The organism is Nereida sp. MMG025, from assembly GCF_021654165.1.
In the GTDB taxonomy this organism is placed as follows: domain Bacteria; phylum Pseudomonadota; class Alphaproteobacteria; order Rhodobacterales; family Rhodobacteraceae; genus Nereida.
Genome location: NZ_JAKFZN010000001.1, coordinates 861603 through 887056, shown reverse-complemented (window position 1 = coordinate 887056; position 25454 = coordinate 861603). Strand labels below are relative to the sequence as shown.

General features: G+C 57.7%; 28 protein-coding genes, 1 tRNA gene and 1 other RNA gene. 16 read left to right on the top strand and 14 right to left on the bottom strand.

Annotated features, from left to right (window positions below):
- Positions 1 to 16 precede the first annotated feature (16 nt).
- Together L1065_RS04355 and L1065_RS04350 are read left to right on the top strand one after the other, a co-directional pair.
- Positions 17 to 91: transfer RNA gene (locus L1065_RS04355), tRNA-Thr, on the top strand.
- Positions 92 to 152: 61 nt separating this feature from the next.
- On the top strand, positions 153 to 3347 hold the full coding sequence (locus L1065_RS04350) for a reductive dehalogenase (protein ID WP_237094210.1): 3195 nt from the start codon (positions 153 to 155) through the stop codon (positions 3345 to 3347).
- Here the strand turns inward: L1065_RS04350 and L1065_RS04345 are convergent.
- From L1065_RS04345 to L1065_RS04295, 11 genes are all read right to left on the bottom strand, one after another.
- Positions 3344 to 3748 (bottom strand): thiol-disulfide oxidoreductase DCC family protein, encoded by a 405-nt coding sequence (locus L1065_RS04345; RefSeq protein WP_237094209.1) that lies wholly within the window; start codon positions 3746 to 3748, stop codon positions 3344 to 3346. The genes L1065_RS04350 and L1065_RS04345 overlap by 4 nt on opposite strands.
- Positions 3749 to 3775: 27 nt before the next feature.
- Positions 3776 to 4222, bottom strand: coding sequence for a D-aminoacyl-tRNA deacylase (dtd, locus tag L1065_RS04340; protein ID WP_237094208.1), 447 nt, complete (start codon positions 4220 to 4222; stop codon positions 3776 to 3778).
- On the bottom strand, positions 4219 to 5325 hold the full coding sequence (locus L1065_RS04335; RefSeq protein WP_237094207.1) for a TFIIB-type zinc finger domain-containing protein: 1107 nt from the start codon (positions 5323 to 5325) through the stop codon (positions 4219 to 4221). The genes dtd and L1065_RS04335 overlap by 4 nt, the downstream gene beginning before the upstream one ends.
- Positions 5326 to 5331: 6 nt before the next feature.
- Positions 5332 to 5751: a hypothetical protein gene (locus tag L1065_RS04330; RefSeq protein ID WP_237094206.1), complete on the bottom strand. Its 420-nt coding sequence runs from the start codon at positions 5749 to 5751 to the stop codon at positions 5332 to 5334.
- A 4-nt stretch (positions 5752 to 5755) separates the two neighbouring features.
- Positions 5756 to 6859 (bottom strand): SPFH domain-containing protein, encoded by a 1104-nt coding sequence (locus tag L1065_RS04325; RefSeq protein WP_237094205.1) that lies wholly within the window; start codon positions 6857 to 6859, stop codon positions 5756 to 5758.
- Positions 6860 to 6863: 4 nt separating this feature from the next.
- Positions 6864 to 8159, bottom strand: coding sequence for an NADH:flavin oxidoreductase/NADH oxidase family protein (locus L1065_RS04320; RefSeq protein WP_237094204.1), 1296 nt, complete (start codon positions 8157 to 8159; stop codon positions 6864 to 6866).
- A gap of 9 nt (positions 8160 to 8168) precedes the next feature.
- Complete coding sequence (locus L1065_RS04315; RefSeq protein WP_237094203.1) at positions 8169 to 9134, bottom strand: DUF2927 domain-containing protein; 966 nt, start codon at positions 9132 to 9134, stop codon at positions 8169 to 8171.
- Between the two features lies 1 nt (position 9135).
- Entirely contained in the window at positions 9136 to 10323 is a 1188-nt protein-coding gene (locus tag L1065_RS04310; protein ID WP_237094202.1) for a toxic anion resistance protein, read from the bottom strand.
- 12 nt (positions 10324 to 10335) lie between these two features.
- Positions 10336 to 11226, bottom strand: a complete 891-nt coding sequence (locus L1065_RS04305) for a 5-bromo-4-chloroindolyl phosphate hydrolysis family protein (protein ID WP_237094201.1) — start codon at positions 11224 to 11226, stop codon at positions 10336 to 10338.
- Positions 11227 to 11370: 144 nt separating this feature from the next.
- A complete protein-coding gene (locus L1065_RS04300) occupies positions 11371 to 12198 on the bottom strand; it encodes a TerC family protein (protein ID WP_237094200.1) in 828 nt (275 codons plus the stop codon).
- A 108-nt stretch (positions 12199 to 12306) separates the two neighbouring features.
- Positions 12307 to 13083: a pseudouridine synthase gene (locus L1065_RS04295; RefSeq protein WP_237094199.1), complete on the bottom strand. Its 777-nt coding sequence runs from the start codon at positions 13081 to 13083 to the stop codon at positions 12307 to 12309.
- A 22-nt stretch (positions 13084 to 13105) separates the two neighbouring features.
- Here L1065_RS04295 and L1065_RS04290 point away from each other — a divergent pair, with 22 nt between their 5' ends.
- The 10 genes from L1065_RS04290 (at position 13106) to L1065_RS04245 (ending at position 19310) form a co-directional block, all read left to right on the top strand.
- Complete coding sequence (locus L1065_RS04290) at positions 13106 to 13552, top strand: nucleoside deaminase (RefSeq protein ID WP_237094198.1); 447 nt, start codon at positions 13106 to 13108, stop codon at positions 13550 to 13552.
- Between the two features lie 153 nt (positions 13553 to 13705).
- Entirely contained in the window at positions 13706 to 14368 is a 663-nt protein-coding gene (locus L1065_RS04285) for a ceramidase domain-containing protein (protein WP_237094197.1), read from the top strand.
- Positions 14369 to 14397: 29 nt separating this feature from the next.
- The gene (gene gatC, locus L1065_RS04280; protein WP_237094196.1) at positions 14398 to 14685 is read left to right on the top strand and encodes an Asp-tRNA(Asn)/Glu-tRNA(Gln) amidotransferase subunit GatC; all 288 of its coding nucleotides are present in this window, start codon (positions 14398 to 14400) and stop codon (positions 14683 to 14685) included.
- Positions 14685 to 16157 carry an Asp-tRNA(Asn)/Glu-tRNA(Gln) amidotransferase subunit GatA gene (gene gatA, locus L1065_RS04275; RefSeq protein ID WP_237094195.1) on the top strand — a complete coding sequence of 491 codons (1473 nt, stop codon included), beginning with the start codon at positions 14685 to 14687 and terminating at the stop codon, positions 16155 to 16157. Before gatC ends, gatA begins: the two co-directional genes overlap by 1 nt.
- Before the next feature lie 31 nt (positions 16158 to 16188).
- A complete protein-coding gene (locus tag L1065_RS04270; RefSeq protein ID WP_237094194.1) occupies positions 16189 to 16980 on the top strand; it encodes a hypothetical protein in 792 nt (263 codons plus the stop codon).
- Between the two features lie 5 nt (positions 16981 to 16985).
- Positions 16986 to 17654 (top strand): N-acetylmuramoyl-L-alanine amidase, encoded by a 669-nt coding sequence (locus L1065_RS04265; RefSeq protein ID WP_237094193.1) that lies wholly within the window; start codon positions 16986 to 16988, stop codon positions 17652 to 17654.
- Positions 17655 to 17666: 12 nt separating this feature from the next.
- An RNA gene (gene rnpB, locus L1065_RS04260) (RNase P RNA component class A) lies at positions 17667 to 18062 on the top strand.
- 174 nt (positions 18063 to 18236) lie between these two features.
- Entirely contained in the window at positions 18237 to 18404 is a 168-nt protein-coding gene (gene rpmG / locus L1065_RS04255) for a 50S ribosomal protein L33 (protein ID WP_007814563.1), read from the top strand.
- Between the two features lie 42 nt (positions 18405 to 18446).
- Positions 18447 to 18974, top strand: coding sequence for a GNAT family N-acetyltransferase (locus L1065_RS04250; protein WP_237094192.1), 528 nt, complete (start codon positions 18447 to 18449; stop codon positions 18972 to 18974).
- 57 nt (positions 18975 to 19031) lie between these two features.
- Entirely contained in the window at positions 19032 to 19310 is a 279-nt protein-coding gene (locus tag L1065_RS04245; protein ID WP_237094191.1) for a hypothetical protein, read from the top strand.
- Between the two features lie 71 nt (positions 19311 to 19381).
- Here L1065_RS04245 and L1065_RS04240 read toward each other — a convergent pair whose 3' ends face one another.
- Positions 19382 to 20119, bottom strand: a complete 738-nt coding sequence (locus L1065_RS04240) for a Bax inhibitor-1/YccA family protein (RefSeq protein WP_237094190.1) — start codon at positions 20117 to 20119, stop codon at positions 19382 to 19384.
- A 151-nt stretch (positions 20120 to 20270) separates the two neighbouring features.
- A complete protein-coding gene (locus tag L1065_RS04235) occupies positions 20271 to 20480 on the bottom strand; it encodes a DUF1127 domain-containing protein (protein ID WP_237094189.1) in 210 nt (69 codons plus the stop codon).
- 125 nt (positions 20481 to 20605) lie between these two features.
- Between L1065_RS04235 and L1065_RS04230 the strand changes: the two genes are divergently transcribed.
- Positions 20606 to 21478, top strand: coding sequence for a LysR family transcriptional regulator (locus L1065_RS04230; RefSeq protein WP_237094188.1), 873 nt, complete (start codon positions 20606 to 20608; stop codon positions 21476 to 21478).
- Here L1065_RS04230 and L1065_RS04225 read toward each other — a convergent pair.
- Entirely contained in the window at positions 21475 to 22434 is a 960-nt protein-coding gene (locus tag L1065_RS04225; protein ID WP_237094542.1) for an NADPH:quinone oxidoreductase family protein, read from the bottom strand. The genes L1065_RS04230 and L1065_RS04225 overlap by 4 nt on opposite strands.
- A 352-nt stretch (positions 22435 to 22786) precedes the next feature.
- Here L1065_RS04225 and L1065_RS04220 point away from each other — a divergent pair, with 352 nt between their 5' ends.
- The 3 genes from L1065_RS04220 (at position 22787) to L1065_RS04210 (ending at position 25389) form a co-directional block, all read left to right on the top strand.
- Positions 22787 to 23146: a helix-turn-helix domain-containing protein gene (locus tag L1065_RS04220; protein ID WP_237094187.1), complete on the top strand. Its 360-nt coding sequence runs from the start codon at positions 22787 to 22789 to the stop codon at positions 23144 to 23146.
- A gap of 102 nt (positions 23147 to 23248) precedes the next feature.
- A complete protein-coding gene (gene hisN, locus L1065_RS04215; protein ID WP_237094186.1) occupies positions 23249 to 24049 on the top strand; it encodes a histidinol-phosphatase in 801 nt (266 codons plus the stop codon).
- Entirely contained in the window at positions 24046 to 25389 is a 1344-nt protein-coding gene (locus tag L1065_RS04210; protein ID WP_237094185.1) for an 8-oxoguanine deaminase, read from the top strand. Before hisN ends, L1065_RS04210 begins: the two co-directional genes overlap by 4 nt.
- Positions 25390 to 25454 lie beyond the last annotated feature (65 nt).

The following is a 25454-nucleotide window of genomic DNA, read 5'->3' as shown; positions in this document are numbered from 1 at the left end:
GCTCCACCTTTCGGACGCTGCCGTAGCTCAGAGGTAGAGCACTCCCTTGGTAAGGGAGAGGTCGAGAGTTCAATTCTCTCCGGCAGCACCATTCGGTTCCTTGATAATGTAGTCAAGCCAACGCAAGGTGTGCCCAACTTAGGATCGCACCGATGACCACGCGCTTTTTCTCAACCAAAACCCGTCCCGTTCACATGGGGCCATATCCGCTGGAACGGTTGGCGCGGGGCCCCATGCCTGTCGTGGCAGACATACCAGATGTGCCTGCGCTTTCTTTTCGCCGCGCTGATTGTCCTGACAGCATCGTAAATGCGATGGGCGAATACCAGGCGATGATGGATGCGATCCGTGACGGTCTGGTCAACAAGGTCCAGTCGCAAGTGCCAGACGACCTGTCCGATCGCGCGAACCACATCAAAGGGTTTGGTTATTTCAGTGATGCAGCGATGGTGGGGGTCGGGCCGGTGGTGCGCTCTGCTTTGCGCGCAACGCCACGCCGCAATCCCGATATTGACCGTTTGGCGCATGATCTTCAGACCCGCCAGACCAAAACATTGGCGGCTGGCATTGATGTGATTATGGCTGATCTGAAAGAAAGCATGCAGGCGCCGCCGACCACCATTGTCGATCATGACCACGCGATTGTCTTTCTGTATGATATGCCGCGAGATCCAAAGGATCACGAAGCAGGCACGCAATGGCTCAGGGATGCGCAGGCCCACCGCGCGGCGTTGCGGGCAACCGAAACGGCGGTTGTGATCGCCAATTATCTGCGGCTTCTGGGGTGGGATGCAAAGGCCCATTCACCCACCAGCACAGATGTAAATCTCAACCAGCTTGCGGTGGCCAGCGGACTGATCACAACTGATCTGGACAATCCCTTTGTCGGACGGCGCTACGGTCTGGCCGCTGTCACCACACGCTTTGCGATGGCCCATGATGCACCGCTGGCCACAACGCAGCCGCCGCATATCCTGAATGACCTGAAATGGTGGGCAGGGGTGGGCACCGCGAAATCCAAGCGCACGCTAGATCCATTTGCGAAACGCGATTTCAAAGACGGGCCGCATCCATTTGAAACGCTCAAACGCGTTGAAACGCCAACGACCTTTATCGATGAAGCCCGCGTTGCGCGCGTGCCCAAACGTGCCGACCTTTTCGCGCGTGCGCAGTTCGGTGACATGGGCAAGGCGCTTCAGGACAAGGCGAAGGGCGGGTATTACGTGCGCAAGGCCGCGCCATCTTCTGCACAGCGGCGGATGCTTGGCGCCTTTGTTTTGCTGCAAGATGGCGTCCCTGACGCAGGCCCGCGCCCCACGGATGCGGCCCGCAACGCGGCCAATATCAAGGCGGCGGCCTATTTTCTGGGTGTGGACGCTGTTGGCATATCGCGCTGTCCTGACTGGACGTGGTATTCCCACGATGCCACGGGTGCCCCAATCACACCGCCGCATGACCAGGCCATCAGCATTATCATCGATCAGGGCTATGAAACGATGGACGGGGCATCAGGCGACGATTGGATCAGCGTCGCACAATCCATGCGCGCCTATCTTCGGTTTTCGTTGCTCGGTGGGGTGATCGCCAAACAGATACGCAACCTTGGCTATAGTGCCAAAGCCCATTCCGTTATGGACGGCGAGGTTTTGCAGCCGCCTCTTTTGCTGCTCTCTGGCTTGGGCGAGGTGAGCCGTATCGGCGAGGTGATCTTGAACCCCTTTTTGGGGCCGCGCCTTAAGTCGGGCGTCGTGACCACCGACATGCCAATGGCCCATGACAAACCCATCGATTTCGGCCTGCAGAGGTTTTGCGAGACCTGCAATAAATGTGCGCGCGAATGTCCCTCTGGTGCGATCACAGCCGGTCCGAAACTGATGTTCAATGGCTACGAGATCTGGAAATCCGATAGCCAGAAATGCGCGACCTACCGCATCAGCACCGAAGGCGGTTCAATGTGTGGACGCTGCATGAAAACCTGCCCGTGGAACCTTGAAGGCGTGTTCAAAGAAGCGCCATTCAGATGGGCTGCGATGAATGTGCCACAACTTGCACCCGCTTTGGCGAAACTGGATGACATGGCGGGCAGGGGTGGGTTGAACCCTGTTAAAAAATGGTGGTGGGATCTGGAACTGAGAGAGGACGGCGCCTATCGCCCCACCCGAAAACCTGTCAATGCCCGTGATTTGCAACGCGATCTTGACCTGCGATATGAAGATCAGACGCTTGCTGTATATCCAGCGCCTCTTGCCCCACATCCATACCCTTACCCTTACCCGATGGACCGCGAAGCGGGCATCGAAGCCTATCAGCAAATGATCACGGCCAAAGAGTATCGCAAACGCCGTGCGGCCGGCGAAACAGGGGCTTGGGATCACACCTATAGCAGCGACACCGATAGTCCCGTCTTGCCCGTGATTGTCAGCAAAGTCGAAGCGATGGCCGATGGGATCACAAAGTATGAATTTCGTGATCCCGAAGGCCGCGATTTACCTCAATGGGCGGCGGGCGCGCATCTCGATATTGTGGTGGCACCCGAATATTTGCGCCAGTATTCGATGTCGGGTAACCCTGCGGACCGTTCCGTATACCAAATCGGGGTCTTGCGCGAAGACCACGGGCGCGGTGGATCGGCCCTCTTGCACCGTATCTTCACCAAAGGCCGCCGTGTCTTTGTCTCGCGCCCCATCAATCACTTCCCGTTACACGAAAACGCACCGATGTCGTATCTGATGGGCGGCGGTATCGGGGTCACGCCCATGATTGCGATGGCCCACCGCCTGCATGCCCTTGGTCGCCCGTTTGCGTTGCATTACTGCATCCGCGATCGGGCATCTGCGGGATACTTAGCTGATTTAGCAAGTGTTGAGTGGTCAAATCAGGTTCACTTGCACATATCGAACGAAGGCACCCGGGCGGATTTGGACCGAATTCTTGGCGCATATACCCAAGGCCAGCATGTCTATGCTTGTGGGCCAGACGCATTTATGTCGGCGGTGATTCAAGCCGCCGAAAATGGCGGCACACCCCAAGAGGCACGGCACTTGGAGTATTTCAATATTCCTGACCTTCCAGAATATGAAAATCATGCCTTCACCTTGCGTCTGAAAGACGGTCGCAGCCTTTTGGTGCCGGCAGAAAAAACGGCCACTGATGTTTTGGCCGAAAACGGGATACACGTAGACGTCAAATGCAGCGATGGCATCTGCGGTGTGTGCAAATGCGGATTGCTGGATGGGCAGGTCGAACACCGCGACTTTGTTTTGTCTGCGGCACAACGCAAAACGCAGATTATCTTGTGCCAATCACGCGCAGCGCAAAAGGATGGCGTGATCGAGATTGATCTTTAGTCGATCAACCGCGCCTGCAAGGACGCGCTTGGGATCTGACACATCTCGCGCCGTCCAAACAGTCTGTATCTGTTGCGTGCCACGCGCCTATACAGCCATTGGCGCAAGGGCGCAGGCAAGATCATCACGACGCGCACCACATGCCCCAGACCACCACATCTGCGCCCGACCTGCGCCACCGCATCAAAGCCGTCCCATGCCTGACCATCGGCGATGAACAACCAGCTTTCAGGGTCCTCCGGGTCCAAACCATGGGCCGCAAGTGCCGCGCGCCCACGCTCTGATTGCACAGGGCATATCCTGATCTGGCCTGAACGGTCCAGCCAGTCAATCGCCCGTGCGCCAAAGCTGCACAGGCTGCATTGGCCATCCATATAGGCGATGGGAAACGGATCGTTCATGCACATAAGCTAAGGCGCAGGCCGCAATTAGACAGCTGCAGTATCCATCCAAATCGTCACAGGCCCGTCGTTGACCAAACCGACCTGCATATCCGCACCGAACCGGCCTGTTTGCACGTTCAGCCCCTGCGCGCGCAAAGCTGCGGCCATGGCGTCATACAGCCGCTCACCTTCGGCAGGTGGTGCGGCTTGCGAAAATCCGGGGCGGTTGCCGCGCGTGGTATCTGCGGCCAACGTGAACTGGCTGACCAGCAGAACCGCACCACCAACATCGGCCAGTGATCTGTTCATCTTGCCCGCATCGTCTTTGTAGATGCGCAGCTTAGGGATCTTCGTTGCCAGCTTTTGAACCTGGGCATCATCATCACCCTGCATTGCGCAGATCAAGACCAGCGCACCTTGCCCAATCTGCCCAATGACGGCGCCGTCAACCGTAACAGACGCCTGCGACACTCTTTGAATCAAAGCTCTCATGGCAGTTGCACCAACCCTTCGTTTACCGCGTAAAGATAGCCTGCACAGGCCGCAAAAATGGCCACCAGCAAGGCCGCAAAAAAGATTTTCCAAGCCGAATACGGCCGTTCGCCCTGCACTTGTCCGGTTCGGCCGTTCACGACAAAGCGAAACGTGCGCCCGCGGTATTTGTAGGCGGCCAACCAAACGGGTAGCAGCACGTGTTTGAAGGTTACATCGCTGACCTGGGTTTGTAGCGCCGTAATGCGCTGACGATCGCCGCCAATATCAAACTTCACATCCCGCTCGATGACGCGGTCCATCATATGACGCGCCTCATCAAACCCGTCCTCCAGCGAAACGGTGTAGCCTTCGGCGCGAAACCCTGCCAGATATTCGGGCGAATAGGGCTCAAGCCGCGACATATCCCACGGCTCAAGCGCATCGGTGAAGCGTTTGGGCAGGGACCGCGACGCCAACACCAGCACATCGTCAAACGCCCGTCCCACGCGCCCGCGCACACCGCGCCATCGCACGCGCTGCACGCGCTGCGTTTGGCGCTGGCCGTTGCGCACAACCGTGCGTGTCTCGTAATAAACCGTGCCGCGTTGGCCCTCGTACTGACTGCGCGTGTTGGCATCATAGGTCCAGTAGGGCACATAAATGCCTTGCATCTTGCGCCCCTTACGGGCGTATTTTTGCAAGGAATTGGGCGCGAACCACAAGCGACCAAGCCATGTGTTCATCGCCGCCTTGGCGTCTTTTTCCTCAAGCGCAAAGGGCAGCAGGCCTTTGGGCTTGATATGCCGGTGCGCGCCGGTGTCGGTGACCACGGGGGTGGCACAAAATGGACATTCAGCCGCGTGCACATCCGGCTCAAACTCAACCTGCGCGCCGCAATTGGTGCACGACAAAACGCGCGTTTCTTCCATTTCCCCTGCGCTCAGTTCGGCCCGCAGCGCTTTGTGAAAATCCTGTTCGGTGATCGGGGCAGGGCGATAGTGTTCAACCAAAGGTTCGCTATTGCCACAAAAGTCGCAAGACAGCTGCCCCTTTGACGGGTCAAACCGCAGATCAGCGCCGCATTGATCACAGGGAAAACGGTGTTCTTTGGCCTCGCTCATGTCAGGCTAAAGCACCCCGTGCATCGCTTTGGGCAACATCCGCCGCAAGGCACCGTCCATCAGCGTCGTATGACGCCACAGATGAAACACCGCATGAAGGCCCGCAGCCCCCGCAATGATCTTTACAAATAGCATCGGGTCCACGGGTGGCGTGGCCCCAAGCTGCGCCATGATCAGCAGACCGCTGGCCAGACCGACCAGCGCATACATCGCGCGGTGCATCCAAGGGTGGGCCACGCGGGCGATCCCTTCCAGCTTCGGGCCAGGCCCGCTCATCAGGCCAAACACAATGGCCAGCGCGACCATCACCGCGCCCGCAACCGCATAAATCCATACGATCACAGGGTTGGATGGCCCCTGCACCAACAGCACAAAGGTCAGCATAGACACCGTCCAATGGGTGATCATCGTCAAACGCCTGCGCATCGGCTTATCCTTCCGGGGGCGGGGGTGGCATAACCGTGAACAACTGGGCCAATTCCATCACTTCATCGGCATGTTTCCAGCCGTCCTGACCTTGGGTCCAGACATAGGTTTCGCGGGTCACATCGCCCTTCAGCGCCATTTGTCCGATGGCGGCTTTGGAGAACGGCCCCTTTGTTTCACCACCGTCGACGATGTGCCAGATATGCTCGACAGGTGGGGGCGGCGGTGTGGCTCCCGCCGCGCTGCGTGCACCCCAAGGGCCCATCTGCGTGGCCATCGCCATGCCCATGCCAGCGCCCATCCCCGCAGCCAGACCGCTATCGCCGCCGTTGGGATTAGCGGCGCCTGTGGTCAGCGCTTCGGCGGCAGAATACTGCATAAACCCGCCCAGATCGCCTGCCATGCCCATGGATGTGCGCTTGTCCAACGCGTCCTCAACAGCGGGGGGAAGGCTGATGTTTTCGATGTAAAGCTCTGGGATCGACAGGCCATATGCCGAAATGGCAGGCTCTATATGTTCGGCCACCAGTTTGCCCAACTCTTGCGTGTTTGCCGCCATATCAAGAACCGAGATGCCGGACCGGGCAATAATCCTGCTGAATTCCTGCACGATGATATTGCGGATTTGATAGCTGATCTCGTCCATCGTAAATTCGCCGTCGGTGCCTACGATCTCGACAAGGAATTTCGCAGGGTCACTGACCCGCACGCTATAGGTGCCAAAGGCGCGCAAACGCACAGGTCCGAATTCAGGATCGCGGCAGATGATCGGGTTTTTTGTGCCCCACTTGAGGTTGTTGAACCGCGTTGTATTGACGTAGTAAATCTCGGATTTGAAGGGGCTGCGGAACCCGTGATCCCAATGCATCAGCGTGGTCAGCACGGGCATGTTGTTGGTTTCCAGCATGTAAAGCCCGGGCGTGAACACATCCGCCAGCTGTCCTTCATGCACAAAAACGGCCGCCTGGCCTTCGCGCACCGTCAGCTTGGCGCCGTATTTGATCTCGTGGCCTTCGCGTTCAAACCGCCAGACCATCGTGTCGCGGGTGTCGTCTACCCAGTGAATAACGTCGATGAATTCGCCGCTCAGAAAATCAAAAATTCCCATGTCTCTACCTTCCTGTCAGCGCCTTGGCGGCTGCTTTTTCTGTCTTGTCATAGGCCAAAAGCGCCTTGAACGGGCTTAGGCTTTTGTCGGCCGCTTTGCCATCGGCCAGACGATAGGTCTGCTCATAATACCACCCTAATGCGCCCCAAGCGTTCAAATCACGCAAGAAACTGATGGGCGACGTGGGGCCAAGCAGGCCCTTGCCGATCACCAGATCATGATCGCGGCTGTCCATCGCGGCAATCTCGCCTGTCAGAAGTTTGTTGGCCGCGTCCGTATCCAGCAACAAAGGCCGGCCCAATCCGATCAGATCAACGCCGTCGTCTTGAACAGCACGTTCCATCGCGGCGGCGCTGCGAAACCCGCCCGTCACCATCACGGGCACCGATGTGGCCGCGCGCAGCTTAGGCACGAAATCCAGAAAATACGCTTCGCGTTTGGCAGTGCTTTCGCGCTTGGCAACGGCTTTGGGATCCTTGCGATCAAAGTCGATCATGCGCGGTTGTTCATAGTTGCCCCCCGACACCTCTATGAAATCCGCGCCTTCTGCTTCAAGCCAGGCTGCGACCTGTGCGCTGTCATCTTGGGAAAAGCCACCCTTTTGAAAATCTGCTGAGTTCAGTTTTACACCGACAATAAACGGTGCGGGGCAGGTTGCCCGAATACGCGAAACAATCTGCAAAAACGGCTTTGCCCGCGCTGCCAGATCACCACCATAGCCGTCCGTGCGCGTGTTGCTCAGTGCTGACAGAAACTGGCTCATCAAATAGCCGTGGGCAGCATGGACCTGAACGCCGTCAAACCCTGTCTCCATCGCAACCTTTGCGGCGGCGACAAAGCGATTGATCATGTCCTCGATGTCCGCGTCGCTCATGGGGGTGGGCGTGGCAAACCGTCCGTTGCCCATCTTCAACCCAACGTCAGAGGCGCCTTTCGGATGTGGGTTGATGGCCTTTTGCGTCTGCCGTCCCGCATGGTTAAGCTGCATGACCATCAAGCTGCCATGCGCCTTGCCAGCTGCGGCCATATCCGACAAAGCCGCCCGTGCGACGTTGCTCTGATCACCGTCAATGGCAAGATTGCCGCCGCGTTCAAGGTGCCAGCGGTCAACAATCACATTGCCCGTGATCAACATGCCCGCGCCGCCTTTGCCCCATTGCTCGTAAAGCGTGGTAAAGCGCGCATTGGCTTGGTTTGTGCCATCTGCCAGCCCTTCGGACAGGGCGGCTTTGGCCAACCGATTGGGCACCACAGCACCGCATGGCAAGGTAAGGGACGTGTTTAAGGCAGTTGGTGCCATGTCGGCCTCCTAATTGATCGCGCCGCCTGTCAGCTCTTGGGCGATTTGTTCAAGAATGGGGCGCGCTTCTTGCGCGCTCATACCGTTGCGAAGGCGCCGATCATACAGCATCCGTAACAGCATTTCGTCATGGGTGGTCAAAAGCGCAAACTCTTCATCGTCATTGAAAATCGAAGGTCGCGCCGCGGGGCTGTCATTGGCAAGACCAAGCCCTTGGGCAACCTCTTCATGAACGCACGACCAGCGTAACAAATCGGGGTGTTCGCCGCGAATGATGGCAACCGCCTTGGCATATCCTTTGGATGTGTCCGTTTCTGCAAAGGCCAGAACCAGACACAGGGTGGACCTTGGCATAGTCTCAACGGCGCGGACCGATGCTTTGGAAATGCCCGGCACCAATTCGCGCAGCCGCGGCCCGATGCGGCGCCGGTCATCTTCGTTCAGCACCATCACATGATAATTGGGGTCCACATTGGTCATCGTGATCGGCAAGCGGCTGACCCGCGACAGGCGTTTTGCATAATCATTGATGCGGGGCAAATCATGGGCGCGTGTGCGGGCATCGACGCTGGCGCCAAATTCGACCTGCATGCGCACAGGTTGATCCCACTTGCGCAAACGCACCGCCCGTTCACGTGCAACCATCGTGTCCCCGAGCGAGGAGTATTCATCGAAAAAGGCGATGCGCGTGAAGTTTTCAACCAGATTGCGGGCCGTGTAGGGCACGTCTGGGCCACCGCCGTCGCGGCGCAAAAGTCCGCGCACCAGCAAGTCTTCTTGCAGGCGCGCGTAATATTTTTCGACGTCAAAGCTTTCGCGTGATCGTGCCGCCCGTGCAGGCGGCGGTGGCGGTGGGGGCGGCACCAGCCCCGCGGGCCGTTCCTTAGGGAAGGGCACAGGGGTCACTGGCGCCGCACAGCCCGAAATGGCCAGCGCAGTCAGCCCTACGCCAATCAGCTTTGCCGCCGCACGCACCTTAGCTTGGAACCGAGGTGCCAGCCGTATCGCCAAGGCCCGTGCGCTTGGCACTGGCCGCAGCCAGCGTGTCTTTCAGCTCGGCTTCCATTTTCTGCAACTCGGCTTCGGCTTCTGCACGCTTGCGCTTGCCTTCATCCGCGATTTGCAGGCTTTCTTCGATGGTGCCAATCAAATCGGCATTGGCCTTCTTCACCGCTTCAATATCAAAAACACCGCGTTCCATTTCTTCGCGGATCATCTTGTTGGCGCTGCGCAGGTTTTCTGCATTGGCGGTCAACAACTCGTTGGTCAGATCGTTGGCATCACGCACGGCGTGTGCGGCTTCTGCGGATCGCTGGATGGTCACGGCTTGGGCCAGCTGCGTTTCCCAAAGCGGCACGGTGTTCACAAGCGTCGAGTTGATCTTGGTGACAAGCGACTTGTCGTTTTCCTGAACCAAACGGATCGAGGGCAGCGACTGCATCGTGACTTGCCGCGTGAGTTTAAGGTCGTGCACACGGCGCTCCAGATCATCGCGGGCGCTGCGCAAATCGCGCAATTCCTGCGCCTTCATCACGCCTTGATCTTCGGGGGCAGCCGCCACTTCAGCCTCTTTCGCGGGGATCTCGGTCTCGTCGAGAACTTTCAGCTTCTCTTCGCCCGCGGCGATATATAACGCCAGCTCGTCATAAAATTGCAGCGTCTTTTCATACAGGACATCAAGGCTTTCGATATCCTTGAGAAGCACATGTTCGTGTTGCAACAGATCCTCGGTGATCTTGTCGATCTGGCTTTGTACGTTTTCGAATTTGGCAACAAACTTGGCCATCGGTGCGGCGCGACCAAGCAGGCGTTCCCACCACGAGCGTTTGCGCCGCACATCCAATTCGCTGACCGAAAAGCCACGAATGGTGCTGACGATCCCGCGCAGACTATCGCCTGCGGGGCCCACATCCTTGTTGCGCACACCCGCCAACATGGATTGGCTGATCTCTTGCAATTCGGCCTGAGCATTTGACCCGAACGAGATGATCGATTGTGTGTCGCCCATGTCCAATTCGGCCATGCGTTTGGTGATCTCGGCACTCGCAGGGGCGTCGGCCTGTTCAAGTGTGACCAATTCGGTGCTTGGCTCGGGCAGCACCACGGCTGTCACCTTTTCTACATCTGCCAATGCGGCCTGTGCTTTTTCGCGTGTCGTTTCCATGAACGGGCTCCCCTAGTTATTCCGATCGACCCGAAGGCCCTCGCGTTGCAGACGATCCCGCAACACTTTGATTTCAATGTCCATATCCGTGCGGTCATCCAGCAGCATTTTTTCTGTGCGTGCTGCAAAATTTTGTTCAAGATCGCTTAGCAGCGCCTCGTAATCCGCGCGCACCTGTGTGTCGCGGTTGCGGGAATACAGATCCGCGAATTTCGCTGTCGCATCACTGGCCCCTTGCAAGTAAACGCCCACGAACTTTCGTGCGCCGCTCAGATCGCGGGGGTCCTCTTCAATGGTGCGAAACATCTGCCGTGCGGTGCCGGAAAACCCATCAACGCGGTCAATCAAGGCACGGTCTGACGTGCGCAAGATCGCCTCGCGCATGGTTTTCAAATGGGCCTCGCCCTTGTCTATGGCGGCGGCAACGCGGTCTTGCTGGAAGCTATCAACGCCCTCCATCCCTTTGTTTTTCAAAGGGTCAGGACCAAAAGCAAAGAAATGCAACGCCGCACCCGCCACGCCAAAAATGATGGGAGTCAGCAGGCTTTCGGCCCCTGCAAACCCTGCAATGGCAAGGCCAAGCCCCGTCAGGACGCTGGCTGCCATCTTGCGTGGGAACGCGGGCTTGCGCGCGACTTTGCGGCTGTCATAGGCCTCTTGCGCGATGATCCCTTCACGGGTCAGCCACGCAGCCAACATCAGCAGCCCGAAGGCCACCAGATTGATGGCAAGCTCTGCCGGTTCACCGCGAAACGCACGCAGGGCCAGAGGGAAGGGCGCAAAGAACAAGATGTTGACGCGCCCACCTGCGCGGGTGCGCTTTTTGCCTGCAAACCCTTGGTCTTGTTGCCCAACAGGTTTTGACCCATCGGGCGAATATTTACCACCAAAGCGTTGCGCCATCAGCTGCCCCCCGACGCCGAAACGTAGAAGATCAGAAAGACCAGCAACACAAAGGCCACCTTTTGCAAGCCTGTCTCAGACATCAGAATCCTCTTTCATCCCCGATAACATAAGCACGCTGGCCCCAAAGAACCAGATCAACGCCTAATGCGCACCAGGACGGGCGCCCGTGCGCCGCTCTGTGTTCAGTTTGCGGCTATAGCCCGACTGGATGATTTCGACAGCCACCAGAACCAGCACACTGAAGTAGAATGTTGTCTTGGACATTGGCACCACTTCATAGCCAAACAGCTTCAGCGCCAGACTATCGTCATGCATCGCATGGGCCGCGGCTTGGCCACTTTCACCAAGCAAGACCACACCGACAATCAATAGGATGAACAGGCCCAGAACCTCATACATACGGTTCTTTTCCAAAAACTCGGTCACCGTATCGGCCAGTGCCAGCATCGCCAGCCCCGACAGAATAATAGCAAAGGCAAGGATCGGGAACACATCTGTGATGGCCAAGGCCGACAGAACGGAATCAAAGCTGAAAATAAGGTTCATCAAGACGATCAGCATCACAACCTTGACCGCTGATTTGCCCGATTTTCCTTCGACGTCATGGCTCAGATCATGCACGGTCAGCATGTGACCAATCTCTTTGACCGCCGTATACATGATGAAAATACCGCCCAACAGGAACACGCAGGTGGCAAAGTTAATGCCCCCCGTCAGCACACCTTCCCAGTTCAGGATCACGAAAGGCTCGGCCATCGCGTCGATCAATTGGATCATGGTAAACAGCAACACAACACGCAAGACGACCGCAATGATGATGCCCCAAAACCGCACAGCCCGTTGGCTGGCCACAGGCGCGCGCTGGCTTTCGATTGAGATATAAAGAAGGTTGTCGAACCCCAGAACAGCTTGCAAAAAGCACAGCATCAAAAGGTTGCCCAGATTTTCGATTGTCAGCAGGTCGGCCATAATGTCCCTCGTTGTGTCCCTGTCGCGTTGTTTTGTCGCAAAGGGTTAACGGGGGGCAGGGGAAAAGCAAACACCATTCCCCATCTTTTTGACAGCCAGCCCTATTTTCTAGCGTTTACGGCGGCGTTGCGGCTTGGGCTTGGGCTTTTCGGTCGTGCCAAGCCCAAGTTGGTCTTTCACAACGCGCTGGCGCACTTCTTCGACGGCACCTGCCTTTAGATCATTCAGGCGAAACGGCCCATAGCTGATCCGCAACAGGCGGTTCACGGTGACACCCAAGGCCTCCATCGCACGTCGGATCTCGCGGTTTTTGCCTTCGCGCAGGCCCACGGTCAGCCAGGCATTGGCCCCTTGCTGGCGGTCGAATTGAACCTCCATACCCTGATAATGCACACCGTCCACGGTGATGCCTTGGCGCAACTGGTCCAGCTTGGCCTCTGAAAGGGAGCCTTTGATCCGCACACGGTATTTGCGCAGCCACCCCGTGCTTGGCAATTCAAGCCGCCGTTTCAAAGCCCCGTCATTGGTCAGCAACAACAATCCTTCCGAGGTCAGATCGAGCCGCCCCACAGACATCACCCGTGGCATGTCTTCGGGCAGATCATCGTAAATCGTCTGACGGCCCTTTTCGTCGCGGTCGGTTGTCACCAGACCCACTGGCTTGTGATAAAGCCAGATACGCGGCACATCGGCGGGGCCTACAGGTTTGCCATCAACGACAATCTTGTCGGCATCCGTCACGTTCAGCGCAGGGCTATCGATAGCCCTGCCATTCACAGACACCCGGCCTGCCTCGATCATACGCTCCGCCTCGCGGCGGCTGGCCACGCCTGCGCGGGCCATGACCTTGGCGATACGGTCGCCTTTTGGGGTTTCTTCAGTCATGCCGCGCGCATAGCATGGCACCATGAGCTTCACCACCCATATGGATGCCGCAATGGATCAGGCGCGCGCGGCTGGCGCGCGCGGCGAGGTGCCGGTGGGTGCCGTGATTGTCAAAGACGGCCAGATCATCGCGGCGGCAGGCAATGAAACGCGCGCGACCAATGATCCAACCGCCCACGCCGAAATTGTTGCGATCCGTGCGGCCTGCGTGGTTCTGGGGGCCGAGCGTTTGATGGGCTGTGATCTCTATGTCACGCTGGAACCCTGCCCGATGTGCGCCGCTGCTATCAGCAACGCACGGATTGCACGGCTTTATTACGGGGCCAGCGATCCCAAATCGGGCGGCATCGCGCAAGGGCCGCGGATCTTTGCCCATGCGCAATGCCACCACCTGCCCGAAGTCTATGACGGGATCGGCGCGCACGCCTGTGAAGCATTGCTCAAAGCGTTTTTTGCAGCGCGCCGCTGACAAGCCCTTTCGAAAGGGCTTGCGCAATGGCTTTCGAAAGCCATTAACCCTTTGTGCATAAAGCGTTTACCCAATCTTAACGATGTCCCCGCGGGGACAGCTTGTCCCCAATATGTCTTGCGCCCGTCGCAGGCTTGCGCTTTGCTTCTCACTATGGATTTGACCCAACAGATTGATGCCTATTGCGAGCGTATGGATTTCGCCTTTTGGGGCGAGCCCATCAATGCCGTCACCAATCTGGCGTTTATCATCGCCGCTTATGTGGTGCAGCGCCGTTACGCGCGGCACGGCCTGCCGTTTGTCTGGCCCCTGATCATCCTTCTTTACGCCATCGGGATCGGCAGTTTCCTGTTTCATACGCTTGCCACACGTTGGGCCGCGATTGCCGACACCACGCCCATTGCATTTTTCATTCTGACCTATCTTTTGGCGGTCAACCTGCACTTCATGCGCTGGCCTGTCTGGGTGGCCTATGTCTCAACACTTGGGTTTTTCCCGTTCGCGGCAGGCGTCATCGTCATTTTGCGCGATGTCCCTTTCTTTGCGACCTCCAGCTTTTACTGGACCGTCCCGATCCTGCTTGTTCTTTATGCACCGTTTGTGTGGCGCAGCAATGCCCGGACCGCCAAAGGCATGCTGGCGGGGGCCGCGCTTTTGTCGGCCTCGATCACCCTACGCTCGCTTGATGACACGCTGTGCCAGATGGTCCCCGTGGGGACACATTTCTGGTGGCATATCCTTAACGGTGTCATGCTTGGCTACATGATCCATGTTTACGCGCGACACCTGCTTGGCAACACCGCTCAACAGGGCTAAACCGCGCATAAATCAAACGGGAGTCTGCGATGTCGATCGACACCGAAACCGCACGCAAAGTGGCCAAACTGGCCCGTATCAAAGTGGAAGACGACGCGCTGCCAGCCTTGGCGGCCGAGTTTTCCAACATCCTTGGCTTTATCGAGCAGTTGAACGAGGTGGATGTGGACGGTGTAGAGCCGATGACATCGGTAACCCCGCAACGGCTCTATCGTCGTGATGATGTGGTGACAGATGGGGACCAGCCCGAACAGGTTTTGAAAAATGCTCCAGACGCCCGCGAGGGCTTCTTTGCCGTGCCGAAGGTGGTGGAATAATGACTGATCTGAACACCCTCACCATTGCCGACGCCCGCGACAAGCTGCGCGCTGGCGAAGTCACCTCGGTCGAGCTGACCGAAAGCTGCCTGACGGCCATCGAAAGCGCGGGCAAGCTGAACGCTTTTGTCCACAACACCCCCGAGATTGCGCTGGAACAGGCCAAAGCCGCTGACGCCCGCAACGGCGCAGATGCGCCCGCGATGAACGGTGTCCCCGTGGGGATCAAGGATTTGTTCTGCACCAAGGGTGTGGCTTCGCAGGCGGCCTCTGCCATTCTGGACGGGTTCAAGCCTGAATACGAAAGCACCGTTTCGGGCAAACTGTTCGACAATGGCGCGGTGATGCTTGGCAAGCTGAACATGGATGAATTTGCCATGGGCTCGTCGAATGAAACTTCGACCTACGGCAATGTCGTGAACCCTTGGAAAGTCGATGACCGCGACCTGACGCCGGGCGGCAGCTCGGGTGGGTCTGCCGCGGCTGTGGCCGCCGATCTGTGCCTGGCCGCCACTGGCACCGACACAGGCGGATCAATCCGCCAGCCCGCGGCCTTCACGGGCATCACAGGCATCAAGCCAACCTACGGGCGCTGTTCGCGGTGGGGCATCGTGGCCTTCGCGTCCTCGCTGGACCAAGCAGGCCCGATGACAAAAGATGTGCGCGACGCGGCCATCATGCTTGAAGCTATGTGCGGTTTTGATCCCAAAGACAGCACCAGCGCCGATCTGGCCGTGCCAAACTTTGAGGCCATGCTAACAGGCGACATTCGCGGTAAAAAGATAGGGATTCCAAAGGAATACCGGATGGATGGCATGCCCGCCGACATCGAAAAACTGTGGGCAGATGGCCAAGACATGCTCAAAGACGCAGGCGCGCAGATCGTCGATATCAGCCTGCCGCATACAAAATACGCCCTGCCTGCCTATTACGTCATCGCGCCTGCCGAAGCCTCCAGCAACCTTGCGCGCTATGACGGCGTGCGCTTTGGCCGCCGCGCCAAGCTGGACGCGGGCGATGGCATCACCGAGATGTATGAAAAGACCCGCGCCGAAGGGTTCGGCCCCGAGGTGCAACGCCGCATCATGGTGGGCACCTATGTATTGTCCGCAGGCTTTTATGACGCCTACTTCAATCGCGCGCGCAAGGTCCGCACCTTGATCAAACGCGACTTCGAAACGGTGTTCAACGATGGCATCGACGCGATCCTGACGCCTGCGACGCCGTCGGCGGCCTTTGGGTTGGGCGAAGACCTTGATCCTGTGCAAATGTATCTTAACGATGTGTTTACCGTAACCGTAAACCTTGCAGGCTTGCCCGGGATTTCAATTCCCACAGGGGCCGACGCCAAGGGCTTGCCCCTTGGTCTGCAACTGATCGGCCGTCCGTGGGAAGAAGGCGAGTTGCTGAACTCCGCCTATGCGCTTGAGCAGGCAGCGGGTTTTGTAGCCAAACCAGCCAAATGGTGGTAAGGCCTGAAAAAAGTCTTGAGGTAGCGAACCTGTGAAAAAGTTTTTGATGTTGAGCGTTGCAAGCCTTGCCCTTGCGGCCTGCGATCCGACCATTCCCGACAGCGGGGCAGGTGTAGGGTTTGACGACTATGACGCATTTGAACAACGTGCGGCGCAGCGCGAAGCCGAACTGACAGGCACCGCTGTGCCGCCGGCTGGCGTGATTTCGGGCGAAACGACAACCACTGCGGCGGCTCAGGCTCAAGGTCAGGGCGATGTTGTGATCTCGACCCCGGTTGCCACACCTGCATCAAATGATCCTGCCGATATCGCGGCTGCGGCAGAAGCGGCTATCGCAAATTCAGGTGCGGCACCTGTGCAGGCCAGCCCAAGCAACCCCGCGCCCGAAGCTGTGGCCGCATCTGGCATCAGCCGCGAAAATGATTTTGATGCGGTAAGCGAGCTGCGCGATATCGAAGCGGACGCCGCCCGCCGCACCGCACAGAAAGAGCAGTTTCAACAGGTTGCGCCAACGGCCTTGCCAACGCGGTCAGGCACGGATCGTCCGAACATCGTGCAATATGCGCTGACCACGACCAATTCCGTAGGTCAGTCGCGCTTTACGCGGCGTGGCTTTAACCTTGCCCGCAAGAACCAATCAAACTGTGCCCAATATCCTTCGGCTGATCTGGCACAAGAAGATTTCCTGAGCCTTGGAGGTCCAGACCGTGACCGTAAGGCGCTTGATCCCGATGGGGATGGTTTTGCCTGTGGTTGGGACCCTGCGCCCTTCCGCAAAGCGCGGGCTGCTGCGCAAGCGACCGCGACGTTTACCCCCCAATAACCAAGATGCGCTGGCATCCCAGTCCGAATTTTGGGCCGCGCCGTGATGGGCTGCGGCCCGTTTTGGTTGTGCTGCATTATACCGCGATGGACAGTCTGGACGCTGCGTTAGAGCGGTTGTGCGCCCCTGAATATGAGGTCAGCGCCCATTATCTGATCGGGCGTGATGGCGAGGCTGTTCAGATGGTCCATGAAGAGCACCGCGCGTGGCATGCAGGTGCAGGCGCATGGGGTGGGGCGGATGATATCAACTCGCGCTCTATCGGGATTGAGTTGGACAACGACGGCGCGCATGTCTTTCCCGATGCGCAGATGCACGCGCTGGAAAAGCTGTTGGCCGACATATTGGAGCGATGGTCCATTCCGCCGCAAAACGTGATTGGCCATTCCGATATGGCCCCGCATCGCAAGTTTGATCCCGGCCCGATGTTTGACTGGGGGCGGCTGGCGGATAAAAACCTGTCCGTCTGGCCACGATCTGACGGGGCAGTGGGGGATTTTGCACGCGATGCAGCGCGCTTTGGATATAGCCACCCCGATGGTGATGCCGTGTTCGAAGCCTTTCGCACACGCTTTCGGCCGCGCCATGTTGGGCCGCTCGATGATACGGACCGCGCCTTGATGGCCGATCTGGCAGCACGCTTCCCCGTTGACCTGCTGGACGCAGGGGCCTAAGCCAGCGGTCGCGCGGAGGGTCGGATGATCGCTGCGTTGTCACTGCCTTCGGGTGGTCGCAACGGAGAGGAAAGTCCGGACTCCATGAAGGAATGGTGCCGGGTAACGCCCGGCTGGAGCAATCCAAGGGACAGCGCCACAGAAAACAGACCGCTTTGCACGCAAAGTAAGGGTGAAACGGTGGGGTAAGAGCCCACCGCGGCCTTGGCAACAAGGACGGCACGGCAAGCCCCACCAGGAGCAATGCCAAATAGGAACCGCGCGGGGCGTATGCCCCAGGGCCCCTTCAGCCCGAGCAGGTTCGGGTTGGCAGCTAGAGCGCGTTGGCAACAGCGCGCGTAGATGAATGATCATCCAAGCCCGGTGAAACGGGCGGGACAGAATCCGGCTTACAGACCCTCCGCGCATATCATTTTTCGGGGTCTGCGGCCTGCCTGGCGCATTTCTTCCCGCGGGGGCGCGATATTCGTAAGGTGCATGGGAAATAGCGGTTGACTCAGGGGGTGATCTGTCTAGAAGGCAGGTTCAAGTTTTAGGCGCGGCCCCCTTATGCGTGGCGCGGCCCGTTTTAGGAGAGAGACCATGGCGAAGCCAACCACCATCAAGATCCGCCTGAATTCGACCGCAGGCACTGGCCACTTCTATGTGACCAAGAAGAATGCCCGCACCATGACCGAAAAAATGGTCGTGCGGAAATACGACCCTGTGGTTCGTAAGCACGTCGAATATAAAGAAGGCAAAATCAAGTAAGCCTTCGCTTCATTTGAATTGCTGAAAGCCACGCTGTTTTGCGTGGCTTTTTTGTTTTTGGGGGAATGGATGATGGATGTTCGGGTTGCGCAGGCGGATGACATCGCGCGGGTGGATGCGCTTTTGGCGCGGGCTTATCCGCGTTTGCTGAAGGCGGATTATGCGCCGTCTGTGATGGTGACTGCGTTGCCGATCATCAGTCGTGCGCGGCCAGAGTTGGTTAGCTGTGGGACGTTTTACGTGGTCGAGAAGGGCGATCAGCTGTTTGGTGCAGGTGGTTGGACGCGGCGCGGCGATCCTGCGGGGTTTGCGGGGGGTGATGCAACCGTGGGCGACATTCGCCATGTGGTGACAGACGACCGCCATGTGCGGCGCGGTGTCGGGCGGGCCTTGATGGGGCATATTCTGGCGCAGGCCCGTGCGGGTGGGGTGCGGCGCATGATGTGCTGGTCCACACTGACCGCGGTGCCGTTTTACACGGCGATGGGCTTTGACGTGCTTGGGCCGAAAGATGTGACGCTAAAGGGTGGCGTGGTATTTCCATCCGTTGAAATGCAGCAAATGTTGTGAATTCCCCGCGAACCTGTCTAAATGTAGCACAATGACCGTCATCAGGGGGAATCGGCGATGCGTACAGCAACATATGCTCTTATCGGGGTTGCGACCCTTGGGCTGGCGGCCTGTGATGACAGCGCCGTATGGGAAGGGCCAGCCGCGGCCTACCTGCCACAAGGCGTGGGGTTTTACGGAAATAACGGGGATCTGACGAACGGCGCTCCTGCTGGTCAGCCCTATATTATTCAGACCGAACGACGCACGATTTTGCGGCGCGGCACAACACCCGCAGACCAACCGATTGAATTGGTGCCTGTTGAGCCGATTGAGGATTTGGGTCTGGGCCAGTAACCCGCCGGTCGATCAAAAGAAAAGGGCCAGTCGCGTGACTGGCCCTTTTTTGTTGTGGTTTGCTGTGCAGATTACTCGCGGTTGCCAAGCAGTTGCAGCAAGAACATGAACATGTTGATGAAGTCCAAGTAAAGGTTAAGCGCGCCCATGATGGCCGCTTTGCCCAACCATTCGCTGTCAGCGGCATGGGCGTGGGCCAGATACTCGGTCTTGATCTTTTGTGTGTCGTAAGCTGTCAGGCCTGCAAAGATCAGCACACCCAGGATCGACACAGCGAACATGATTGCTGGCGATTGCAGGAAGATGTTGATGATCATGGCGACCAGAATACCGATCACACCCATGATCAGGAACGACCCCCAACCGCTGATGTCCTTCTTGGTGGTGTAGCCCCACAGCGACAGACCCGCGAATGCGATGGATGTCACAAGAAACACCTGCGCGATGCTGAGACCCGTGAAGGCCACGAAGATCCAGGCCATCGACAGGCCCATTACGGCGGCGAATGCATAGAAGAACAGTTGCGCGGCTGCAGCCGAAAAGCGGTTGATCATGGCGCCAAAGCCAAAGACCATGGCCAATGGTGCGAACATGATGATCCAGCCCAGGATATTGGGGCTGAGTGTTACCGGATCACGGAACACGCTGAGCAGTGCAGGCGATGTGCCCACGGCCCATGCGACCGCAAATGTGATCAGCATGCCTACGGACATTGTGCCGTAGACCTTGTTCATGTGGGCGCGTAGGCCCTCATCAATCTCGGCAGAGCGAATACCTGCGCCCGTCCGAACCGTATCGAATTGTGCCATCTGGCTACCTCCAAAAGGTGACGTTTCCCTGACGCCGCGGCAGCGTTTTCCATTTATACCGCCGCGATTGCGTCTGATATTGGCATCTGGGGGCAGCTTTTCAAGGCTTTTCGGTCAGACCCGGTGTGTTTCTTGACCGAAAGTATCGGGATTAGCTGCGCCAGTTTGTTGGCACGTCCCAAACCGGACGCGCGGCTTCTGTCAAAGCGTCTTGGCGTGTGAGGCCCACATCAGCAAGTTGTTCGGCGGTGAGCGCGGCCAATGCGCGGCGGCTGCGGTAGGCATCAAATGCGCGGGTGATCGAAAAACCTGCACGTGGTGCAGGGCGGGCGGGGATCATGTTGGTTGAGAACGTGGTCATCCGTATCTCCATCGGTGATATGTTTCGGAATTATCATTCTTGTTGATGATATATGTGATCCGAGATATATTTTGAAAACGAATGTTTTTTATAAATTGCATCACGATACGTGATATGGGGGCAAAATGGCGCGCAATCTGGATATTACTGCACTGCGGTCCTTCGTGGCGGTGGCCAATACAGGTGGTGTTACAAAAGCCGCCGGCTTTTTGAACCTGACGCAATCGGCCGTTTCAATGCAGTTAAAGCGTTTGGAAGAAAGTATGGATGTGCGCTTGTTTGATCGCGCGAACCGGACTGTCGCGCTGACCGCGCAGGGTGAGCAGTTGTTGGGCTATGCGCGCCGTATGATTGCCCTGAACGACGAAATTTACAGCAAGCTGACAAGTGAGGTTTATGAAGGCGAAATCCGTCTGGGTGTGCCGCACGACATTATACACCCTTATGTGCCGCAGGTATTGCGCCAATTTGCGGCGGAATTTCCACGGATGCGCCTACAGCTGATCAGCCAGCCGACACGGCGGTTGCGCGAGATGTTCAGCCGCGGTGAGGTGGATGTGATCGTCACAACCGAGAGCAAAGCAGGTGATGGTGGCGAAGTTCTGGTGGAGCTGCCATTGGTCTGGATCGGCGCACGGGACGGCAACGCATGGCGTCAAAACCCGCTTCCCGTTGCGTTTTGCACCAACTGTATTTTTCGTTCGGGCGTTTTGCGGGCTTTGGATGGTGCTGATATTGCGTGGGATATGGTGGTTGAATCCGATCTGGATAACGCGGTTGAGGCTGTGGTGAGCGCTGATCTTGCTGTCAATGCAGGCATTGTGGGCCATTATCCCAAGCAAACGATACCTTTGGACCATAAAGGCGTGTTGCCTGATCCGGGGACCACGCAGATCATTCTTTATACCTCGGACACCGAAGATGCGGTGGCGGGGGCGTTGCGCATGTTGTTGCGCCGCGCCTACCAAGGCGAGGTTTCGTTGAAAACGATCGCTTAAATCGTGATGACGACCTTGCCTGTCGATTTGCGCGATTTGAGCAGATCAAGGCCTTCTGCGGCCTGTTCAAGCGGGAGTGTGTGGCTGACGTGGGGCTTAAGGCGTCCCTGACCGTGCCAGTCCATAAGGGTTGCAAGACTGTCCGTCAGAGGCTTGGGATCAAGGGCAAGATAGCCGCCCCAGTAAAAGCCGATGAGGTCGATGTTTTTTACGAGTAGGATATTTGCAGGCACAGGCGGCACATCGCCGCTTGCAAAGCCGATCACAAGCACACGCCCGCCGCGATTGGTGGCTTTAAGGGCGGCTGTGAACAGCGCGCCGCCAACGGGGTCATAGACGACGTCCGCGCCGCCCAATGCCTTGACCTCGGCGGTAAGATCTTGGGTGTCGCTGTCTATTGTGTGATGTGCGCCTGCCGCTTTGCAGACTGCCAATTTATCGGCCCCGCGTGCGCAGGCGATCACGGTGGCCCCGAGTTGCACACCGATTTCCACAGCTGTCAGGCCCACACCACCTGCCGCGCCCAGAACCAGCAGTGTTTCGCCTTCCATCAGGCGGGCGCGGTGGGTCAGGGCCAGATGGCTGGTGCCATAGGCCACCTGAAAGGCCGCGGCGGTGATATCATCCATTGTGTCAGGCAACGCGACGCAACGATTTGCGGGCAGGGTGCAATAGTCGGCAAGACCGCCGTGTCCGCCAAACCCCACAACGCGTTGACCGATTGAAACCCCACTGACATCTTCGCCGATGGCGTCCACCGTGCCTGCGATCTCCATCCCTAAGGTAAACGGAAGCGCGGGACGTTCCTGATAGGCGCCCGTGATCATCAAAAGGTCACCGAAATTCAGCCCGCAGGTTGCAACTTTGATACGCACTTCGCCCGCGCCGCAGGCAGGTGCCGCCAGATCCAGCAATTTGGGGGGGGCATTCAGTTCGGTCACTTGGAAGGCGCGCATGCGGTTGTATCCTTTGGAGGTCAGGGCGGCAGGAATCGCCGCTGTTTGATACATAGAATGAGGGAGGGGAACGGGGCGTGCAATCGCGCGCAGGGGTTTTGCATGTCATGTCCTGCCATTTTGGACCCTACGGAAACGGGGCGTTGACGTTAAGGAAGTCGCGCAAAAATATTGCGATTGGCCAATATTCGCCTATAGGGCGAGTTATATTTTTACGATACGAAAACATAAAAAATGAGTAAAATCAGCTAATTGATGAAATATTAACGATAACATAAAATTTTTCGTGAAACTTTCGTTATTTTGAGGATAGGTTGCCTGTGTTAGGTTGAGCGCAATCAGGAGAAGAATCATGCCGCACCAAATTGATGTTCACGTTGGCAAGCGCATTCGACACCGTCGGTGGATGGTTGGCATGACCCAACAACAGCTTGCCGATCAGGTGGGTATCAAGTTCCAGCAAATTCAAAAATACGAAACAGGCGCCAATCGCGTGTCTGCGTCACGGCTTTGGGACATCTCAGAGGCGCTTGGCGTGTCGGTCAGCTTTTTCTTTGAAGGCGCGGACGCGTCGGATGACCAAGACAACAAGGCCCTCGACATTTTGGCGGACAAAGAAGCGTTGGAATTGGTGCGCACCTATTATGCCATTCCCGAAAACCAGCGGCGTAAGCTGTTTGATTTGGCCCGCGTGCTAAGCGACGCGGCCTAAGCGTTTTTTTGCAGCACTTGCCAAGTTAATGTCGGATCGTTACCGCAAAAGGGGCGCAGCTTGCGCCCTTTTTCATTTCTGTTTGATGGTAAGGTGGCTTTGATGACAACAGCTTCGAACGATGTTCTGATCGCGGTCGCGCATGAAATGGCCGATGCCGCGCGGCAGGTGATCTTGCCGTTTTTTCGCAACAAGACCCTGACCACCGATAACAAAGCGCCAGCAGATTTCGATCCTGTCACCGAAGCAGATCGCGCCGCAGAGCGCGCGATGCGCGATGTCTTGGCCGCGCGCCGCCCGGATGATGGTATTTTGGGCGAGGAATATGGCGCGGCGGCGGGCACATCGGGACTGACATGGGTGTTGGACCCCATTGATGGCACGCGTGGATTTATCAGCGGCACCCCCACATGGGGTGTATTGATCGCCGTTCAGGACGCGCATGGGCCAATTTACGGCATCATTGATCAACCTTATATTGGCGAGCGGTTCGAGGGCGGTTTGGGTATCTCCAAATTGACGGGGCCACATGGGACGATGGATTTGCAGACGCGCGACACGACGGCGCTGGATCAGGCCACCATTCTGACGACATTTCCCGAAGTGGGCCGCCCCGAGGAAGCACAGGCCTTTCACGCCTTGGCCAGACAAACACAACTAACCCGCTACGGAATGGATTGCTACGGTTATGCGCTTGTGGCGGCGGGACAGGTTGATTTGGTGGTCGAAGCGGGTTTGAACGCCTATGACATCGCCGCGCCCATTGCAGTTGTGCAAGCGGCGGGCGGAATTGTCACGAATTGGAGTGGCGGCCCCGCGCATGAAGGCGGACAGGTGCTTGCAGCCGCGACAGCCCAGTTACACGCCGCAGCCCTTGCTGTGCTTGGTGGGGATGCCACGTGACCGACATTCTTTTGCGCAATGCCGCGCATCTTTTGACGATGGATGACGCCGATACGGAACTTGCGGGCGTGGATTTGCGCATGCGCGGTGGTGTGATTGCCGAAATTGGCAATGACTTGGCGCAAGATAACGCGCAGGTGCAGGATGTTAGCGGGTGTGTGGTGACACCTGGATTGGTCAATACGCATCATCATTTGTATCAGACACTGACCAAGGCAGTCACCGGCGGGCAGGATGCGCTTTTGTTTGGCTGGTTGCAGACGCTTTATCCGATTTGGTCCCACTTCACGCCTGAGGATTTTCATCTGTCGGCGCAACTTGGGTTGTGCGAGTTGGCGTTGTCAGGCTGTTCCACCAGCTCTGACCACCTTTATCTGTATCCCAATGGCGCGCGACTGGAGGATACCATCCAGGCTGCCGCCGAAGTCGGGCTGCGCTTTCACCCAACGCGCGGATCCATGTCGATCGGCGAAAGTGACGGCGGCTTGCCCCCTGACAATTTGGTCGAGCGCGAGGCAGATATTCTGGACGACTGCATCCGTGTGATTGATGCGTTCCACGATCCAAGCGAAGGGTCCATGTGCCGTGTGGGTGTCGCGCCCTGTTCGCCGTTTTCCGTCAGTCGAGACCTGATGCGCGATGCGGCTCTTCTGGCCCGCGATAAGGGGGTCATGCTGCACACCCATTTGGCTGAAAATGACGAAGACATCGCCTATAGCCTCGAAAAATTCGGCTGCCGCCCGGGGCAATATGCGCAGGATTTGGGCTGGATCGGGGACGATGTCTGGCACGCCCATTGCGTAAAGCTGGACGGGGCCGAGATTGATTTGTTTGCCGCCACAAAAACGGGTGTGGCGCATTGCCCTTGCTCGAACTGCCGCTTGGGATCGGGCATTGCACCTGTGCGCGCGATGGTCGATGCGGGCGTGCCTGTGGGCCTTGGTGTGGACGGGTCTGCCAGCAACGATCGCGCCAATCTGATGGCCGAAACACGCCAGGCGATGTTGCTGCAACGGGTGTCGAACGGCGCCGATGCGATGTCCGCCCGCGAGGCGCTGCGTTTGGCCACACGCGGTGGCGCGCAGGTGTTGAACCGTCCTGATATCGGCCAGTTGGTGGTGGGCAAACGGGCCGACATTGCAGTGTGGGATACCCGCGGGTTCGACAGCGCGGGATCTTGGGATACGGCGGCGCTGGTGTTGGCCGGACCAGATCAGGTCAAAGACCTTTGGGTTGAGGGGCGTCAAGTGGTGCGGGATCGGCGGATTTTCTCGGTCGACGGCGAAAAATTGACGAAAACTTCCATCAAATCTGTTGAGCGGTTGCGCAAATTGCTCTGATTTGGCCATATTCCAGACACTGTTTTACGCGACCAAGTGCCTGTCTCGAATATTTCTGCCAAAAA

Bases quoted from the DNA above. Each gene is read 5' to 3' on its own strand.
- L1065_RS04350 (WP_237094210.1), top strand. From the start codon at position 153: ATGACCACGCGCTTTTTCTCAACCAAAACCCGTCCCGTTCACATGGGG.
- L1065_RS04345 (WP_237094209.1), bottom strand. From the start codon at position 3,748: ATGAACGATCCGTTTCCCATCGCCTATATGGATGGCCAATGCAGCCTG.
- dtd (WP_237094208.1), bottom strand. From the start codon at position 4,222: ATGAGAGCTTTGATTCAAAGAGTGTCGCAGGCGTCTGTTACGGTTGAC.
- L1065_RS04335 (WP_237094207.1), bottom strand. From the start codon at position 5,325: ATGAGCGAGGCCAAAGAACACCGTTTTCCCTGTGATCAATGCGGCGCT.
- L1065_RS04330 (WP_237094206.1), bottom strand. From the start codon at position 5,751: ATGCGCAGGCGTTTGACGATGATCACCCATTGGACGGTGTCTATGCTG.
- L1065_RS04325 (WP_237094205.1), bottom strand. From the start codon at position 6,859: ATGGGAATTTTTGATTTTCTGAGCGGCGAATTCATCGACGTTATTCAC.
- L1065_RS04320 (WP_237094204.1), bottom strand. From the start codon at position 8,159: ATGGCACCAACTGCCTTAAACACGTCCCTTACCTTGCCATGCGGTGCT.
- L1065_RS04310 (WP_237094202.1), bottom strand. From the start codon at position 10,323: ATGGAAACGACACGCGAAAAAGCACAGGCCGCATTGGCAGATGTAGAA.
- L1065_RS04305 (WP_237094201.1), bottom strand. From the start codon at position 11,226: ATGGCGCAACGCTTTGGTGGTAAATATTCGCCCGATGGGTCAAAACCT.
- L1065_RS04300 (WP_237094200.1), bottom strand. From the start codon at position 12,198: ATGGCCGACCTGCTGACAATCGAAAATCTGGGCAACCTTTTGATGCTG.
- L1065_RS04295 (WP_237094199.1), bottom strand. From the start codon at position 13,083: ATGACTGAAGAAACCCCAAAAGGCGACCGTATCGCCAAGGTCATGGCC.
- L1065_RS04290 (WP_237094198.1), top strand. From the start codon at position 13,106: ATGAGCTTCACCACCCATATGGATGCCGCAATGGATCAGGCGCGCGCG.
- L1065_RS04285 (WP_237094197.1), top strand. From the start codon at position 13,706: ATGGATTTGACCCAACAGATTGATGCCTATTGCGAGCGTATGGATTTC.
- gatC (WP_237094196.1), top strand. From the start codon at position 14,398: ATGTCGATCGACACCGAAACCGCACGCAAAGTGGCCAAACTGGCCCGT.
- gatA (WP_237094195.1), top strand. From the start codon at position 14,685: ATGACTGATCTGAACACCCTCACCATTGCCGACGCCCGCGACAAGCTG.
- L1065_RS04265 (WP_237094193.1), top strand. From the start codon at position 16,986: ATGCGCTGGCATCCCAGTCCGAATTTTGGGCCGCGCCGTGATGGGCTG.
- rpmG (WP_007814563.1), top strand. From the start codon at position 18,237: ATGGCGAAGCCAACCACCATCAAGATCCGCCTGAATTCGACCGCAGGC.
- L1065_RS04245 (WP_237094191.1), top strand. From the start codon at position 19,032: ATGCGTACAGCAACATATGCTCTTATCGGGGTTGCGACCCTTGGGCTG.
- L1065_RS04240 (WP_237094190.1), bottom strand. From the start codon at position 20,119: ATGGCACAATTCGATACGGTTCGGACGGGCGCAGGTATTCGCTCTGCC.
- L1065_RS04235 (WP_237094189.1), bottom strand. From the start codon at position 20,480: ATGACCACGTTCTCAACCAACATGATCCCCGCCCGCCCTGCACCACGT.
- L1065_RS04230 (WP_237094188.1), top strand. From the start codon at position 20,606: ATGGCGCGCAATCTGGATATTACTGCACTGCGGTCCTTCGTGGCGGTG.
- L1065_RS04225 (WP_237094542.1), bottom strand. From the start codon at position 22,434: ATGCGCGCCTTCCAAGTGACCGAACTGAATGCCCCCCCCAAATTGCTG.
- L1065_RS04220 (WP_237094187.1), top strand. From the start codon at position 22,787: ATGCCGCACCAAATTGATGTTCACGTTGGCAAGCGCATTCGACACCGT.
- hisN (WP_237094186.1), top strand. From the start codon at position 23,249: ATGACAACAGCTTCGAACGATGTTCTGATCGCGGTCGCGCATGAAATG.